We start from the raw sequence: 12,023 nt of genomic DNA, 5'->3' as shown, positions 1-12,023 counted from the left end.
CCACTGTGAAACAATTCATCGATTTCATCCCGCTCCTGCTGTTTTTCATCGTTTTCAAAATTGATCCACGGGTCGTCGACATCGGCGGTCATCAACTGACTGTAGGCGGTATTTACAGCGCCACCGCGATGCTGATCATCAGCTCCCTGGTGGTTTACGGTGCGCTGTTCATCAAGCAGCGCAAGCTGGAGAAGAGCCAGTGGCTGACCCTCATCGCCTGCCTGGTCTTCGGCAGCCTGACCCTGGCGTTCCACAGCGAGACCTTCCTGAAGTGGAAAGCGCCGGTGGTCAACTGGCTGTTCGCCCTCGCGTTCATTGGCAGCCACTTCATCGGCGACCAATTGCTGATCAAACGCATCATGGGCCACGCACTGACCCTGCCGGACCAGGTCTGGACGCGCCTGAACATCGCCTGGATCGGCTTTTTCCTGTTTTGCGGCGCCGCCAACCTGTTCGTCGCGTTCACGTTCCAGACCTACTGGGTCGACTTCAAAGTCTTCGGCAGCCTGGGCATGACGTTGCTGTTCCTGGTCGCCCAGGGCATTTACCTGTCCCGCCACCTGCACGACGCCGATACCACAACGCCAAAAACCGAGGACTGACATGCTTTACGCAATCATTGCCACAGACGTCGCCAACTCCCTGGAAGCCCGCCTGGCCGCACGGCCTGCCCACCTCGAGCGCCTGCAAGTGCTCAAGGGCGAAGGTCGTATCGTATTGGCCGGCCCGCACCCGGCGGTCGACAGCAATGATCCGGGCGCTGCGGGTTTCACCGGCAGCCTGATCGTCGCCGAGTTCGATTCCCTGAGCGCCGCCCAGGCCTGGGCCGACGCCGATCCGTACATCGCCGCCGGCGTCTACGCCAACGTTTCGGTCAAGCCGTTCAAGCAAGTCCTGCCGTAAATTGCGCCCGCGCGATGAACCTTGCCGGTTCATCGTGCTCTCAACGCTCATTATTCTCGTTCCGCGGCCGACAACCTGCCCAATACTCGTATTGGAATCAGGAGTCGCGATGCGCAAAGGTCCGTTGTGTCTGATGTTGGTGACGTTGTCGATGGTGGCCCCTGCCCACGGTGAAGAAAGCGCAGAGGGTGGCAGTTCGACGCCACTGTCGCTGAGTGCCGGCAGCCAGATCAGTGAGTTGCAGCAGCGCTTGAAGGTAAGTGAGCAGCAACGGGAAGAACTGAGCAAACAACTGCAAAATACCGACAGCGAACGCGAAAGCGCTCAGTTGAGCCGTTTGCGCCAAGAGAACCAGCGCCTCAAGCTGCAACTCAAGGAAGCCCAGGCCAGCAACCCGCTGCCACGGCTGCTGACTGATCAGCAGCAATGGTTCGTAATCGGTGGTGGGGTTGCGCTATTGGCCCTGCTCTGCGGTATCTTCGCCAGCGGTGCCACCAGAAAACGTCGGCAATGGCTAAATTGAGTGAGTGATGAGCGAGCTGTTATTAATTGATGATGACCAGGAGCTGTGCGAGCTCCTGAGCAGTTGGCTGAGCCAGGAAGGCTTTCAGGTCCGTGCCTGTCACGACGGCCAGAGTGCCCGCCGTGCGCTGGCCGAAACCTCCCCCGCCGCCGTGGTGCTGGACGTGATGCTGCCAGACGGCAGCGGCCTGGAACTGCTCAAGCAATTGCGCAGCGACCATCCGGACCTGCCGGTGCTGATGCTGTCTGCGCGTGGCGAGCCATTGGATCGAATCCTCGGCCTGGAGCTCGGCGCCGACGATTACCTGGCCAAGCCGTGCGACCCACGGGAGCTGACTGCCCGTCTGCGCGCCGTGTTGCGCCGCAGTCATCCGACGGCGGTGTCCAGCCAACTCGAATTGGGCGACCTGTGTTTCAGCCCGGTGCGCGGCGTGGTCAGCATCGATGAACAGGAGTTCACCCTCACCGTCTCCGAAAGCCGTCTGCTCGAAGCCCTGCTCAAGCAACCCGGCGAGCCGCTGGACAAACAGGAACTGGCGCAAATCGCCCTCGGCCGCAAGCTGACCCTGTACGACCGCAGCCTGGACATGCACGTCAGCAACCTGCGCAAAAAGATCGGCCCGCACCCCGACGGCCGCCCGCGCATCATTGCCCTGCGTAGCCGCGGTTACTACTACAGCCTCTAACCCTGAATACGGTCCGTCGTAGCAGCTGTCGAGCCCCAGCGAGGCTGCGTTCGGCGGCGAAGCCGTCGTAAAACCTGAGAACGCGGTTTACCTGAACAAATGCATCGCCTGATTTCACGACGGCTTCGCCGCCGAACGCAGCCTCGCCGGGGCTCGACAGCTGCTACGACGGTCTTGTTTTGTCTGGGATGTGGATTTGTCAGGTCGGCAAGAAATCGTCTTTACCCAAGCTTTACGCTCCGCTGACCGCCGCTGACCTTGATCTCCGTAATCTGAACTCATCCGGAACGTACCGGGAACGAGACAGGAGATTCACCATGCGCAAGACTCTTATCGCTCTGATGTTCGCTGCCGCCCTGCCGACCGTTGCCATGGCCATGCCTGAAGGTGCCGGTCCGATGGGTGGCCCGATGGACGGCCCGCGCCACGGCGGTCAGATGCACGGCATGCACGGTAAAGGCCCGTACAGCCAGCTGGACCTGAGCCGCGAACAGCGCGAGCAGATCCGCAAAATCATGGGCGAGCAGATGCACGAGCGTAAGCAAGTGGTCGAGAAGTACCTGGAGAAACTCTCCCCAGCCGACCAGAAAGCCATGAAAGATGAAATGGCCGCCAACCACAAGAAAGCCGAAGCCGATGTCCGTGGCCTGCTGAAACCGGATCAACAGAAGAAATTCGACGAGATCCAGAAGAAAAAGGCTGAGCGCCGCGCCGAATGGGCCGAGTTCAAGGCGTGGAAAGCGCAACAACCGCAAAAAGCGCAATAATGCGTTAACCCGGACCCGACGGCTTACCCCGTCGGGTTTTTTGCCATTCAGATCATTACGGGAACGAGCCTGCGTGGCGAGGGGATTTATCCCCGTTGGGCTGCAAAGCAGCCCCGAATCGAACATTGCGGTGTTTCAGATACACCGCAAGCAATGGTTTGACGACTGCTTCGCAGCCGAACGGGGATAAATCCCCTCGCCACACAAGCTCGCTCCCACATGGGATTTGTGATTGTTCGAGGATTTTCTGTGCGCTCATTGTTCTGGCGTATCCTGGCCAGCTTCTGGCTGGCCATCGCTCTGGTTGCAGGGTTGTCCATTCTGCTGGGGCACATGCTCAATCAGGACGCGTGGATTCTCAGCCGCCACCCGGGCCTCAACACCCTCGCCGAACAGTGGACGCAAACCTACGAAGCCCAGGGCGAGGAAGCGGCCCAGGACATTCTGGAACAGCGCAAACGCCAGTATCACATCGACGTTCAGGTGCTCAACGAGAGCGGCGACCCGGTGGTGCGCGGCACCTTCCCCCGGCGTGCGGCCGCCTTCGAAGCACGGCAGAACAACGATGATCGCCGCCTGCCGTGGCGACGCCTGACCGATGAGTACACCAGCAAAAAAACCGGCGACACCTACCTGCTGATCTATCGCATTCCACACCCGGAACTGGACTCATGGCACCGCGAAAGCCTGCTCTGGCCGTTGAGTGCGCTGGGTATTGCGCTGGTGGTGCTGACCCTCTTCAGCCTCTTCGTGACCTTGTCCATCACCCGCCCGCTCAACCGCTTGCGCGGCGCGGTGCATGACCTTGGGCAAACCACCTATCAGCAGAACAGCCTGGTGAAACTGGCCAACCGTCGCGATGAGTTTGGTGTATTGGCCAACGACTTCAACCGCATGGGCGCGCGCCTGCAAAGCCTGATCGGCAGCCAACGGCAATTGCTGCGTGATGTGTCCCATGAACTGCGTTCACCGCTGGCGCGACTGCGCATTGCCTTGGCGCTGGCCGAACGGGCCACTCCCGAAGAACGGGAAAAACTCGCGCCACGCTTGACCCGTGAGTGCGATCGACTCGAAGCGCTGATCAGCGAAATCCTGGTATTGGCGCGGGTCGATGCTGACAACGCCAGCGCTGAAGATGTGGACCTGAATGCGCTGCTCAACACGCTGCAAAAAGATGCGCAACTGGGCTCGCCGGAGCAGACCGTTCGCCTCGACGCCGAACCGCAGCTGAACCTCAAAGGCTGGCCGACGATGATCGAGCGTGCCGTCGACAACCTGCTGCGCAACGCACAGCGCTTCAATCCGGTGGGGCAGTCGATTGAAATGCAGGCGGTGCGCCAGGGTGAGCGGATTGTAGTCAGCGTCAGGGACCATGGCCCCGGTGTCGATGCCGAGCATCTGACTCAGTTGGGGGAACCGTTCTATCGTGCGCCGGGGCAGACGGCGGCCGGGCATGGCCTGGGACTGGCCATTGCGCGACGCGCGGCAGAGCGGCATGGCGGGAGTCTGGTGCTGGCCAATCATCCGCAAGGCGGGTTCATCGCCAGCCTGGAATTACCGTTGGTACCGGGCGCTGTTGTCCAACCCTGAACCCCTGTGGGAGCGGGCTTGCTCGCGAAGGCGGTGTGTCAGGCAAAGTAGGTGTTAACTGACACACCGCATTCGCGAGCAAGCCCGCTCCCACATTTGATCGGTGGTATCAGGCTTTTCCGGGCCAGGCGCTGACGAATTCGGCGAGGTCGACTTTCTCTGCCACACGCGGTTCTTTCTGCGGCGTGCCCAGGTAAAGAAACGCAATCACCTCTTCCCCCTCTGCCAACCCCAACCCCTTGGCCACATGCGCCGAATAGGCCAGATCCCCAGTGCGCCACACCGCGCCAATGCCTTGCGCGTAAGCGGCCAGCAGAATCCCATGAGCCGCACACCCCGCCGCCAGCAGTTGCTCGGATTTCGGGTATTTGACGTGTTCCTGTATCCGCGCAATCACAACAACCACCAGCGGCGCGCGCAATGGACCGTTACGCGCCTTGTCCAGCGCCGCCTCGGACACTTCGCTGTCCTGCAGCTTCGCCGCTTCGGCCAGCAACTCGCCCATTTGCTCGCGCGCCGCACCTTCGACTGTCAGGAAGCGCCAAGGCTGCAAATGGCCGTGGTCCGGCGCACGCATCGCGGCAGAAAACAGCACTTCGCGCTGTTCTGCGGTGGGGGCCGGTTCGAGCAGTCGTGGAACGGAAACACGGTTGAGCAAAGCGTCGAGAGCCTGCATCGGCCACCTCCTGAAAAATATGTGCGGCTATTCTAGCTTCAACTGCAGTGGAGGTGCCGGTTTACATGCCCTGCCCCGCAGGTAGAATGGCGGCCTTCCCTTCTTCAGCCCGAGCGGACTTCATGGCGTTGCCGACCTTACGGACTATTGGTTTCATCATCGGCATCTTCCTGATCACGCTGGCCATCGCCATGGTCGTGCCCATGGCCACGCTGGTGATTTTCGAACGCACGGGCGATCTGCCGTCGTTCCTCTGGGCGAGCATGATCACCTTTGTCGCCGGCCTCGCACTGGTGATCCCCGGTCGCCCGGAGCACGTGCATCTGCGTCCGCGCGACATGTACCTGCTGACCGTCAGCAGTTGGCTGGTCGTGTGCATTTTCGCCGCGTTGCCGTTTCTGCTGACCCAACACATCAGCTACACCGACTCGTTCTTCGAAAGCATGTCCGGCATCACGGCAACCGGGGCAACCGTGCTGAACCACCTCGACGACATGTCCCCCGGCATCCTGATGTGGCGCTCGTTGCTGCACTGGATCGGCGGCATCGGCTTTATCGGCATGGCGGTAGCGATTCTGCCGTTGCTGCGAATCGGTGGCATGCGGCTGTTTCAGACTGAGTCGTCTGACCGCTCCGAAAAGGTCATGCCCCGTTCGCACATGGTGGCGCGCTTGATCGTTGCCGCTTACGTGGGCATCACCATCCTCGGCAGCCTGGCGTTCTGGTGGGCCGGGATGAGCCCGTTCGATGCGATCAACCATGCGATGTCGGCGATCTCCACGGGCGGGTTCTCCACCTCGGACCAATCCCTGGCGAAGTGGACGCAACCGGCGGTGCACTGGGTGGCGATTGTCATCATGATTCTCGGCAGCCTGCCGTTCACCCTGTACGTGGCGACCTTGCGCGGCAACCGTCGGGCACTGATCAAGGATCAGCAGGTTCAAGGCTTGCTCGGTATGTTGCTGGTGACCTGGCTGGTGCTGGGCACCTGGTACTGGTGGACCACCCAACTGCATTGGCTCGAAGCGTTGCGGCATGTGGCGCTGAACGTGACCTCGGTCGTCACGACGACAGGATTTGCACTGGGGGATTACAGCCTGTGGGGCAACTTCTCGCTGATGCTGTTCTTCTATCTGGGTTTTGTCGGCGGTTGCTCGGGCTCGACGGCTGGCGGGATCAAGATTTTCCGCTTCCAGGTCGCCTATATCCTGCTCAAGGCCAACCTTAACCAATTGATTCACCCGCGCGCGGTGATCAAGCAGAAGTACAACGGCCACCGTCTCGACGAAGAGATCGTGCGGTCGATCCTGACCTTTTCGTTCTTCTTCGCCATCACCATCTGCGTGATTGCGTTGCTGCTATCGCTGCTTGGTGTCGACTGGATGACCGCCCTGACCGGCGCCGCCAGCACCGTGTCCGGCGTCGGCCCGGGCTTGGGCGAGACCATCGGCCCGGCGGGTAACTTCGCCACCCTGCCGGACGCCGCCAAGTGGATTCTCTCGTTCGGCATGCTGCTGGGCCGACTGGAGATCATTACGGTGTTTGTTCTGTGTATTCCTGCGTTCTGGCGGCACTGACAACCGCGGGCGTCTCTGACAGCCGCGCCCGGTACTCGCCGGGCGTCGCGTCGAACCAGCGCCTGAAGGCACGGAAGAAGTTGCTCGGATCGGCGAACCCCAGCAGGTAGGCAATTTCCAGCAAAGTCATTGTGGGCTGCGCCAGGTATTGCTCGGCCAGTTCACGGCGCGTGTCATCCAGCAACGTCTGAAAACTCGTGCCTTCTTCCTGCAAGCGGCGCTGCAAGGTGCGTTGCGACAAGTGCAGCGTCTGCGCAACCGTATCGCGCTTGGGTTCGCCCTGTGGCAGCAACCGGCACAGTACCTGGCGCGCCTTGTGGGTCACGCGACTCTCGGAAAACCGCGCCAGGTATTCGCCGGCAAACCGGTCATGCAACAGCGCCATCGCCTCGTTGGCCGTCGGCAGCGGCGCCTCCATGTCGGCACGCTCGAAGATCAAGGCGTCATAAGGCGCGTTGAACACCATTGGCGCATGAAACGCTTGTTTATAGGGTTCGAGATCGACAGGCTGATCGCCCTGGATCAGCACCTTGCGCGGTTGCAAAGTGCGCCCGGTCAACCAGCCGCACAGCGCCAGCGCACAGGCCAGTGACGCTTCGGCACTCTGCCGGGTTGGCGGCAAGTGATCGCCATGCACCGTCAGAATCAGCGCATAACCTTCATCCAGCAGACGGAAACTAAGGTCGGCACTTTCGGCAATGATCCGCTGATAACGCACCAGCCGCTGAAAGCCTTCGGCCAGGGTCTGGCTCGACATCAGCGCGTAGCCGGCCACATGAAAGGAAGCCGGTCGCACCACTTTGCCCATGTTCAGGCCAATCGCCGGGTTGCCGGACAGCTCGACCGCGCGCTGCCACAGGCGTGTCATGGAATCTTGCGGAAAGCGCGCATCCGGATCATCCAGAGAGGCGTAATCGAGCCCCAGCTGCTTGAACAGAACCCGGCAATCCAGGCCGTCCATCTCCAGTGCTTTGACAATCCCCATCGCCCAGCTTGCAGAAGTCGTTCGTTCGCTCATGGCGTTTACTTACTGTTTTGTGAGCCGTCTACCGCGGCAAGTTTTCGAAGGATACTAAAGTGGCGCCCATTGTCACTGGCTGATGCCAATGATCACTCTAGACTCAAATAAGCTACCCGCAGAACAACTTGCAATCAGAACAACAACCACAGAGATCGCAGTCGTGGAAAACATCAGACGTTTCAACAGCTTCGCTGAGTTCTACCCGTATTACCTCAGCGAACACAGCAACAGCACCTGTCGACGCCTGCATTTTGTCGGTACCAGCCTGGTCATCCTCATCCTGGCACTGACCATCGGCAAAGGCGCCTGGTTGATGCTGCTGGCCTTGCCGCTGGCGGGTTACAGCTTCGCCTGGATCGGGCATTTCTTCTTCGAGAAAAACCGCCCCGCCACGTTCCAGCATCCTCTTTATAGCCTGCTCGGCGACTTTGTCATGTACCGCGACATGCTTCTGGGTCGCGTGCCGTTCTAGGCTCCATTGGCCACCAAAGCGTCCTGCGTAGCCAGTGCGGCATTGGATCCAAGTCCTACACTCAAGACATCCCTTTCGATAGAACAAGAGGATAGCTGATGAACGCCAATGCACGATTCACCCACATGAAGGATGGCACGCAGGAAGACTGGGCGATCATCGCCGCCGACTTCAGTGCCTATGCCAAGCAGTTGCCGTCACGAATTGTGGCGCACCTGAAATTACTGGAGGGTGATTTTGGCGGCTTCCCGGTGGATCGTCTGACCCATTCCTTGCAGACCGCCAGCCGTGCCTGGCGCGATGGCCGAGATGAAGAATATGTGGTCTGCGCGCTGCTTCACGACATCGGCGACACACTGGGTTCCTACAATCATCCGGACATTGCTGCGGCGATCCTCAAGCCGTTCGTCAGCGCCGAGAATCTGTGGATGGTTGAGAAGCACGGGATATTCCAGGGGTATTACTTCTTTCATCACCTGGGGATGGATCGGCATTTGCGCGAGCAATTCAGCGGGCATCCGCAGTATCAGGCGACCATCGAGTTCTGCGCCCAATACGATGCGGCGGCATTTGATCCGGCGTACGAGACGTTACCGCTAAGCTTCTTTGAGCCGATGATGGAGCGCTTGTTTGCGCATCCGAAGCACTCGATCTACAAGGCGGCGATGGAATTACATTCGCCAGCCTGATAGATCCCGCGGGACCGCTGCGCAGTCCATCGCGAGCAGGCTCGCTCCCACAGGTGACCGAGTTTTTTCAGGAAAATACGATCAAAACTGTGGGAGCGAGCCTGCTCGCGATGGGGCCAGACCTCGCACACTGACTTTTAGGCGGGCTCGGCAATTTTAATGGCTTTCAATTCGGCCTCCCGCGCCTGCGCATCCGCCAACCGGTATAACTCGATCGACCCGTCCCAATGCTCGATCAACGCCGTGCACGACTCGACCCAATCCCCGCAATTGAGGTAGTCCACCCCGCCGACCTTGCGAATCTCGGCATGGTGAATGTGCCCGCACACCACCCCATGCAACTCGCGTTTCACGCACTCGTGGGCGATGGCTTCTTCGAAATCACTGATGAAACTGACCGCGGTTTTGACCTTGTGCTTGAGGTAGGCCGACAACGACCAGTAGCCGTAGCCATAACGGGCGCGCCAGTGATTCAGCCAGCGGTTGAGGGTCAGGGTGAACTCGTAGGCCGAGTCGCCGAGAAAGGCCAGCCAGCGGTGATACCGGGTGATCACATCGAATTGGTCGCCATGAATCACCAGCAGATGGCGACCATCGGCGGTCACGTGCACCGCTTCGTCCACCAGGTGGATGTTGCCCAGGATCAGCTTCGAATAGCGGCGCAGGAATTCGTCGTGGTTGCCGGTGACGTAGATCACCTCGGTGCCGCGTTTGCTCATGGTCAGCAGGCGGCGGATCACGTTAGTGTGCGCTTGAGGCCAGTACATGCCGCCGCGCAGTTTCCAGCCGTCGATGATGTCGCCGACCAGGTAGATCTTGTCCGCGTGGTAGCCCTTGAGAAACTGCGACAGGTGTTCGGCCTGGCAGTCCCGGGTGCCCAGATGCACATCGGAAATCCACAAGGTCCGCACACGTTGCTTACGGCTGGGTTTGGCGAGCTCGGCGCTGGTCATGGGCAACACTCTGGGCAAGTTTTGGCAAGCTTGCGCCGGTCCGGTTAATTGCCCATGACAACCGCGAGTCAATCCTGTGACAACGCCCGGCCGGTGTAGACTGGCCGCATCTTCACCTGGAGACCTGCGATGAGACCGATCCTCACGCTTCGCCAATACACCAAAGACCTGATCGTCCACAGCCACGACCACGCGCAACTGGTGTTCGGGCTGTCGGGTGCGCTGGACTTCGAGGTCGACGGGCATGGCAGCCAGGTGGTTCAGCAGAGTTTCGTGGTGGTGCCGTCGGGTTTCCATCATGCCTGCGGCAGCAGCAATGGCAGCCGTTGTCTGGTGCTGGATATACCGAGCGATCAATGGGTTTCGCAGTCCCTTGGCGATCACGCCGACGCCAGCCGTCGTTTGCTCGATAATGCTGGCCGGCTGCCGCTGGATGCAGGGCAAAGCCAACTGGTGAGTTGGCTGGCGGGCAGCCAGGTCAGTGACCCGCTGATTGCCCAGCAAGGCGCGGTGTTGTTGTTGGCCAGCCTCAATAACGCCAAGCCTGAAGTCGTGGGCGGCCGGCGCCTGCCGTATGCGGCGTTGAATGCGCATATCGATCAGTACGCGGCGTATCCGCTGCAAGTCGCCGATCTGGCGCGCGTCGCCGGTCTCTCCAGCGCCCGCTTGCATGCGCGGTTTGTCGCTGAATGCGGGCAGACGCCAATGGATTACATCCGCAGTCGGCGGCTGCATATTGCGGTGGGACTGCTGCGGGATTCACCATTGCCCATCGGTGAGATCGCCAGTCGGGTCGGTTACAGTTCTCAAAGTGCATTTGCGGCGGCGGTGTTGCGCGAGTTTGGCCAGACCCCGGGCGAATTGCGGCGCGAGGCTGGCGACAAAGGACGATAGTCTGGCGACAGACACAGCGTGTGTGGCGCGGTTCAATGTTCCTCTCTGTTTGTCTTGTTGTTAAGGATCGCAATGACTCCCCGTACCGCCCTTGGCGCCCTGCATATCGGCGCACTGATGTTCGGCCTGACCGGTGTGTTCGGCAAACTCGCTGCCGCCTCCCCCGCCGTCATCGTGTTTGGCCGGGCGGCATTTGCCGTGCTCGCCCTGGCGGTGTTCGCGCGGTTCGCCAGCAACACGCGCTGGTACAAACTCGAGGCGCAGGACTTGCGCCGTCTGCTGCTCAGCGGTTTGCTGCTGGCCGGGCACTGGGTGAGTTTCTTCATTGCGGTGAAAGTCGCCGGCGTGGCGATCGCGACCCTGGGTTTCGCCAGCTTCCCGGCGTTTACCGTCATCCTCGAAGGGCTGATATTCCGGGAGCGGATCCGCGCCAATGAAATCCTGTTGGTGGTGCTGGTGAGCATTGGTCTGGTGCTGGTCACGCCTGACTTCGATCTGGCGAGCGGTGCCACCACGGGCCTTCTGTGGGCGGTCGGTTCAGGCTTGCTGTTCGCCCTGCTGTCGCTGACCAACCGCGCCAGCTCCGGCAGAATCCCGCCGGTGCAGGCGGCGCTGTGTCAGAACGTGGTGGTCGCGCTGTGCCTGCTGCCGGTGGCGGCGCCGCAGTTGAGCGAAGTCCGCGCCATCGACTGGCTGTGGATCGGTTTGCTCGGAGTGTTCTGCACCGGCGTCGCTCACAGCTTGTTCGTCGCCAGCCTGGCGGTGATCAAGGCGCGCACCGCCGCCGTGGTGTTTGCCCTGGAGCCGGTTTACGGGATCACCATGGCCTGGCTGTTATTCGATGAAAACCCGACGTTGCGCATGCTGATCGGCGGCGCCTTGATCATCGTCGCGATAGTCGTCTCCAGCAGATTGTCTGGCGGTTCAAGCAAAAAGACTGTGGCCGCCGAGGCCGCATCTCACTGAGTGCGGTCGTTGTGGCCGAGGTCGCGGTCAGGGTCGATCTGATCGCGAACCCGCTGTTTGAGTACCTTGGCGTCGGGGAATCCGCCGTCGGCCTTGCGCTCCCAGATCTGTACATCGCCACAGAAAATATGGAACACCCCACCGGTGCCGGGCACCAGCGACACTTTGCCCAGGTCGTCGCCGAAGGTGCTGAGCAGTTCCTGAGCCAGCCAGGCCGCACGCAACAGCCATTGGCATTGCGTGCAATAGGTGATGGTGATTTCCGGTTTATGCGTGGTCATGATGGGCAAGACTCCTGAGCCAGAGG

Annotated in this window: 15 protein-coding genes; 11 read left to right on the top strand and 4 right to left on the bottom strand. The window is 60.7% G+C overall.

Going from position 1 to position 12,023, the window contains the following annotated elements:
• Nucleotides 1–5: 5 nt before the first annotated feature.
• From ACA053_RS07590 to ACA053_RS07565, 6 genes are all read left to right on the top strand, one after another.
• Nucleotides 6–602: a septation protein A gene (locus ACA053_RS07590; protein WP_497394891.1), complete on the top strand. Its 597-nt coding sequence runs from the start codon at nucleotides 6–8 to the stop codon at nucleotides 600–602.
• Nucleotide 603: 1 nt separating this feature from the next.
• The gene (locus tag ACA053_RS07585) at nucleotides 604–903 is read left to right on the top strand and encodes a YciI family protein (RefSeq protein WP_008156126.1); all 300 of its coding nucleotides are present in this window, start codon (nucleotides 604–606) and stop codon (nucleotides 901–903) included.
• Between the two features lie 109 nt (nucleotides 904–1,012).
• Complete coding sequence (locus ACA053_RS07580; RefSeq protein ID WP_497316379.1) at nucleotides 1,013–1,426, top strand: SH3 domain-containing protein; 414 nt, start codon at nucleotides 1,013–1,015, stop codon at nucleotides 1,424–1,426.
• A gap of 7 nt (nucleotides 1,427–1,433) precedes the next feature.
• On the top strand, nucleotides 1,434–2,111 hold the full coding sequence (locus ACA053_RS07575; protein WP_109628535.1) for a response regulator transcription factor: 678 nt from the start codon (nucleotides 1,434–1,436) through the stop codon (nucleotides 2,109–2,111).
• 317 nt (nucleotides 2,112–2,428) lie between these two features.
• Nucleotides 2,429–2,878, top strand: a complete 450-nt coding sequence (locus tag ACA053_RS07570; RefSeq protein ID WP_109628534.1) for a Spy/CpxP family protein refolding chaperone — start codon at nucleotides 2,429–2,431, stop codon at nucleotides 2,876–2,878.
• A 249-nt stretch (nucleotides 2,879–3,127) separates the two neighbouring features.
• A complete protein-coding gene (locus ACA053_RS07565; protein WP_497316376.1) occupies nucleotides 3,128–4,468 on the top strand; it encodes a sensor histidine kinase in 1,341 nt (446 codons plus the stop codon).
• Between the two features lie 109 nt (nucleotides 4,469–4,577).
• On the opposite strand, the gene ACA053_RS07560 is transcribed toward ACA053_RS07565, so the two are convergent.
• A complete protein-coding gene (locus tag ACA053_RS07560; protein WP_497316374.1) occupies nucleotides 4,578–5,144 on the bottom strand; it encodes an NAD(P)H nitroreductase in 567 nt (188 codons plus the stop codon).
• A 122-nt stretch (nucleotides 5,145–5,266) separates the two neighbouring features.
• Between ACA053_RS07560 and ACA053_RS07555 the strand changes: the two genes are divergently transcribed.
• Nucleotides 5,267–6,721, top strand: a complete 1,455-nt coding sequence (locus ACA053_RS07555; protein WP_109628531.1) for a TrkH family potassium uptake protein — start codon at nucleotides 5,267–5,269, stop codon at nucleotides 6,719–6,721.
• On the opposite strand, the gene ACA053_RS07550 is transcribed toward ACA053_RS07555, so the two are convergent.
• Complete coding sequence (locus ACA053_RS07550; RefSeq protein WP_218277777.1) at nucleotides 6,678–7,739, bottom strand: AraC family transcriptional regulator; 1,062 nt, start codon at nucleotides 7,737–7,739, stop codon at nucleotides 6,678–6,680. The genes ACA053_RS07555 and ACA053_RS07550 overlap by 44 nt on opposite strands.
• A gap of 163 nt (nucleotides 7,740–7,902) precedes the next feature.
• Here ACA053_RS07550 and ACA053_RS07545 point away from each other — a divergent pair, with 163 nt between their 5' ends.
• Both ACA053_RS07545 and ACA053_RS07540 read left to right on the top strand, forming a co-directional pair.
• Complete coding sequence (locus ACA053_RS07545; RefSeq protein ID WP_109628529.1) at nucleotides 7,903–8,214, top strand: Mpo1-like protein; 312 nt, start codon at nucleotides 7,903–7,905, stop codon at nucleotides 8,212–8,214.
• Between the two features lie 98 nt (nucleotides 8,215–8,312).
• On the top strand, nucleotides 8,313–8,903 hold the full coding sequence (locus ACA053_RS07540; RefSeq protein ID WP_497316371.1) for an HD domain-containing protein: 591 nt from the start codon (nucleotides 8,313–8,315) through the stop codon (nucleotides 8,901–8,903).
• A 137-nt stretch (nucleotides 8,904–9,040) separates the two neighbouring features.
• On the opposite strand, the gene ACA053_RS07535 is transcribed toward ACA053_RS07540, so the two are convergent.
• Nucleotides 9,041–9,856: a UDP-2,3-diacylglucosamine diphosphatase gene (locus tag ACA053_RS07535; RefSeq protein ID WP_497316369.1), complete on the bottom strand. Its 816-nt coding sequence runs from the start codon at nucleotides 9,854–9,856 to the stop codon at nucleotides 9,041–9,043.
• A 129-nt stretch (nucleotides 9,857–9,985) separates the two neighbouring features.
• Between ACA053_RS07535 and ACA053_RS07530 the strand changes: the two genes are divergently transcribed.
• A complete protein-coding gene (locus ACA053_RS07530) occupies nucleotides 9,986–10,750 on the top strand; it encodes a helix-turn-helix transcriptional regulator (RefSeq protein ID WP_109628526.1) in 765 nt (254 codons plus the stop codon).
• A gap of 72 nt (nucleotides 10,751–10,822) precedes the next feature.
• Entirely contained in the window at nucleotides 10,823–11,716 is an 894-nt protein-coding gene (locus ACA053_RS07525; RefSeq protein ID WP_109628525.1) for a DMT family transporter, read from the top strand.
• Here ACA053_RS07525 and ACA053_RS07520 read toward each other — a convergent pair.
• Entirely contained in the window at nucleotides 11,710–11,997 is a 288-nt protein-coding gene (locus ACA053_RS07520; RefSeq protein WP_497394889.1) for an Rdx family protein, read from the bottom strand. The genes ACA053_RS07525 and ACA053_RS07520 overlap by 7 nt on opposite strands.
• Nucleotides 11,998–12,023 lie beyond the last annotated feature (26 nt).

The sequence above is a fragment of the Pseudomonas sp. LBUM1672 genome (genome assembly GCF_059695655.1).
The sequence above is the reverse complement of the archived record's forward strand: the minus strand, read 5'-3'. Positions and strand labels throughout refer to the sequence as shown.

What these genes read in the sequence shown, in the direction of transcription:
- ACA053_RS07535 (WP_497316369.1), bottom strand. Translation starts at nt 9,856, where the DNA reads ATGACCAGCGCCGAGCTCGCCAAACCCAGCCGTAAGCAACGTGTGCGG.
- ACA053_RS07580 (WP_497316379.1), top strand. Translation starts at nt 1,013, where the DNA reads ATGCGCAAAGGTCCGTTGTGTCTGATGTTGGTGACGTTGTCGATGGTG.
- ACA053_RS07530 (WP_109628526.1), top strand. Translation starts at nt 9,986, where the DNA reads ATGAGACCGATCCTCACGCTTCGCCAATACACCAAAGACCTGATCGTC.
- ACA053_RS07585 (WP_008156126.1), top strand. Translation starts at nt 604, where the DNA reads ATGCTTTACGCAATCATTGCCACAGACGTCGCCAACTCCCTGGAAGCC.
- ACA053_RS07520 (WP_497394889.1), bottom strand. Translation starts at nt 11,997, where the DNA reads ATGACCACGCATAAACCGGAAATCACCATCACCTATTGCACGCAATGC.
- ACA053_RS07550 (WP_218277777.1), bottom strand. Translation starts at nt 7,739, where the DNA reads ATGAGCGAACGAACGACTTCTGCAAGCTGGGCGATGGGGATTGTCAAA.
- ACA053_RS07555 (WP_109628531.1), top strand. Translation starts at nt 5,267, where the DNA reads ATGGCGTTGCCGACCTTACGGACTATTGGTTTCATCATCGGCATCTTC.
- ACA053_RS07575 (WP_109628535.1), top strand. Translation starts at nt 1,434, where the DNA reads ATGAGCGAGCTGTTATTAATTGATGATGACCAGGAGCTGTGCGAGCTC.
- ACA053_RS07560 (WP_497316374.1), bottom strand. Translation starts at nt 5,144, where the DNA reads ATGCAGGCTCTCGACGCTTTGCTCAACCGTGTTTCCGTTCCACGACTG.
- ACA053_RS07540 (WP_497316371.1), top strand. Translation starts at nt 8,313, where the DNA reads ATGAACGCCAATGCACGATTCACCCACATGAAGGATGGCACGCAGGAA.
- ACA053_RS07525 (WP_109628525.1), top strand. Translation starts at nt 10,823, where the DNA reads ATGACTCCCCGTACCGCCCTTGGCGCCCTGCATATCGGCGCACTGATG.
- ACA053_RS07570 (WP_109628534.1), top strand. Translation starts at nt 2,429, where the DNA reads ATGCGCAAGACTCTTATCGCTCTGATGTTCGCTGCCGCCCTGCCGACC.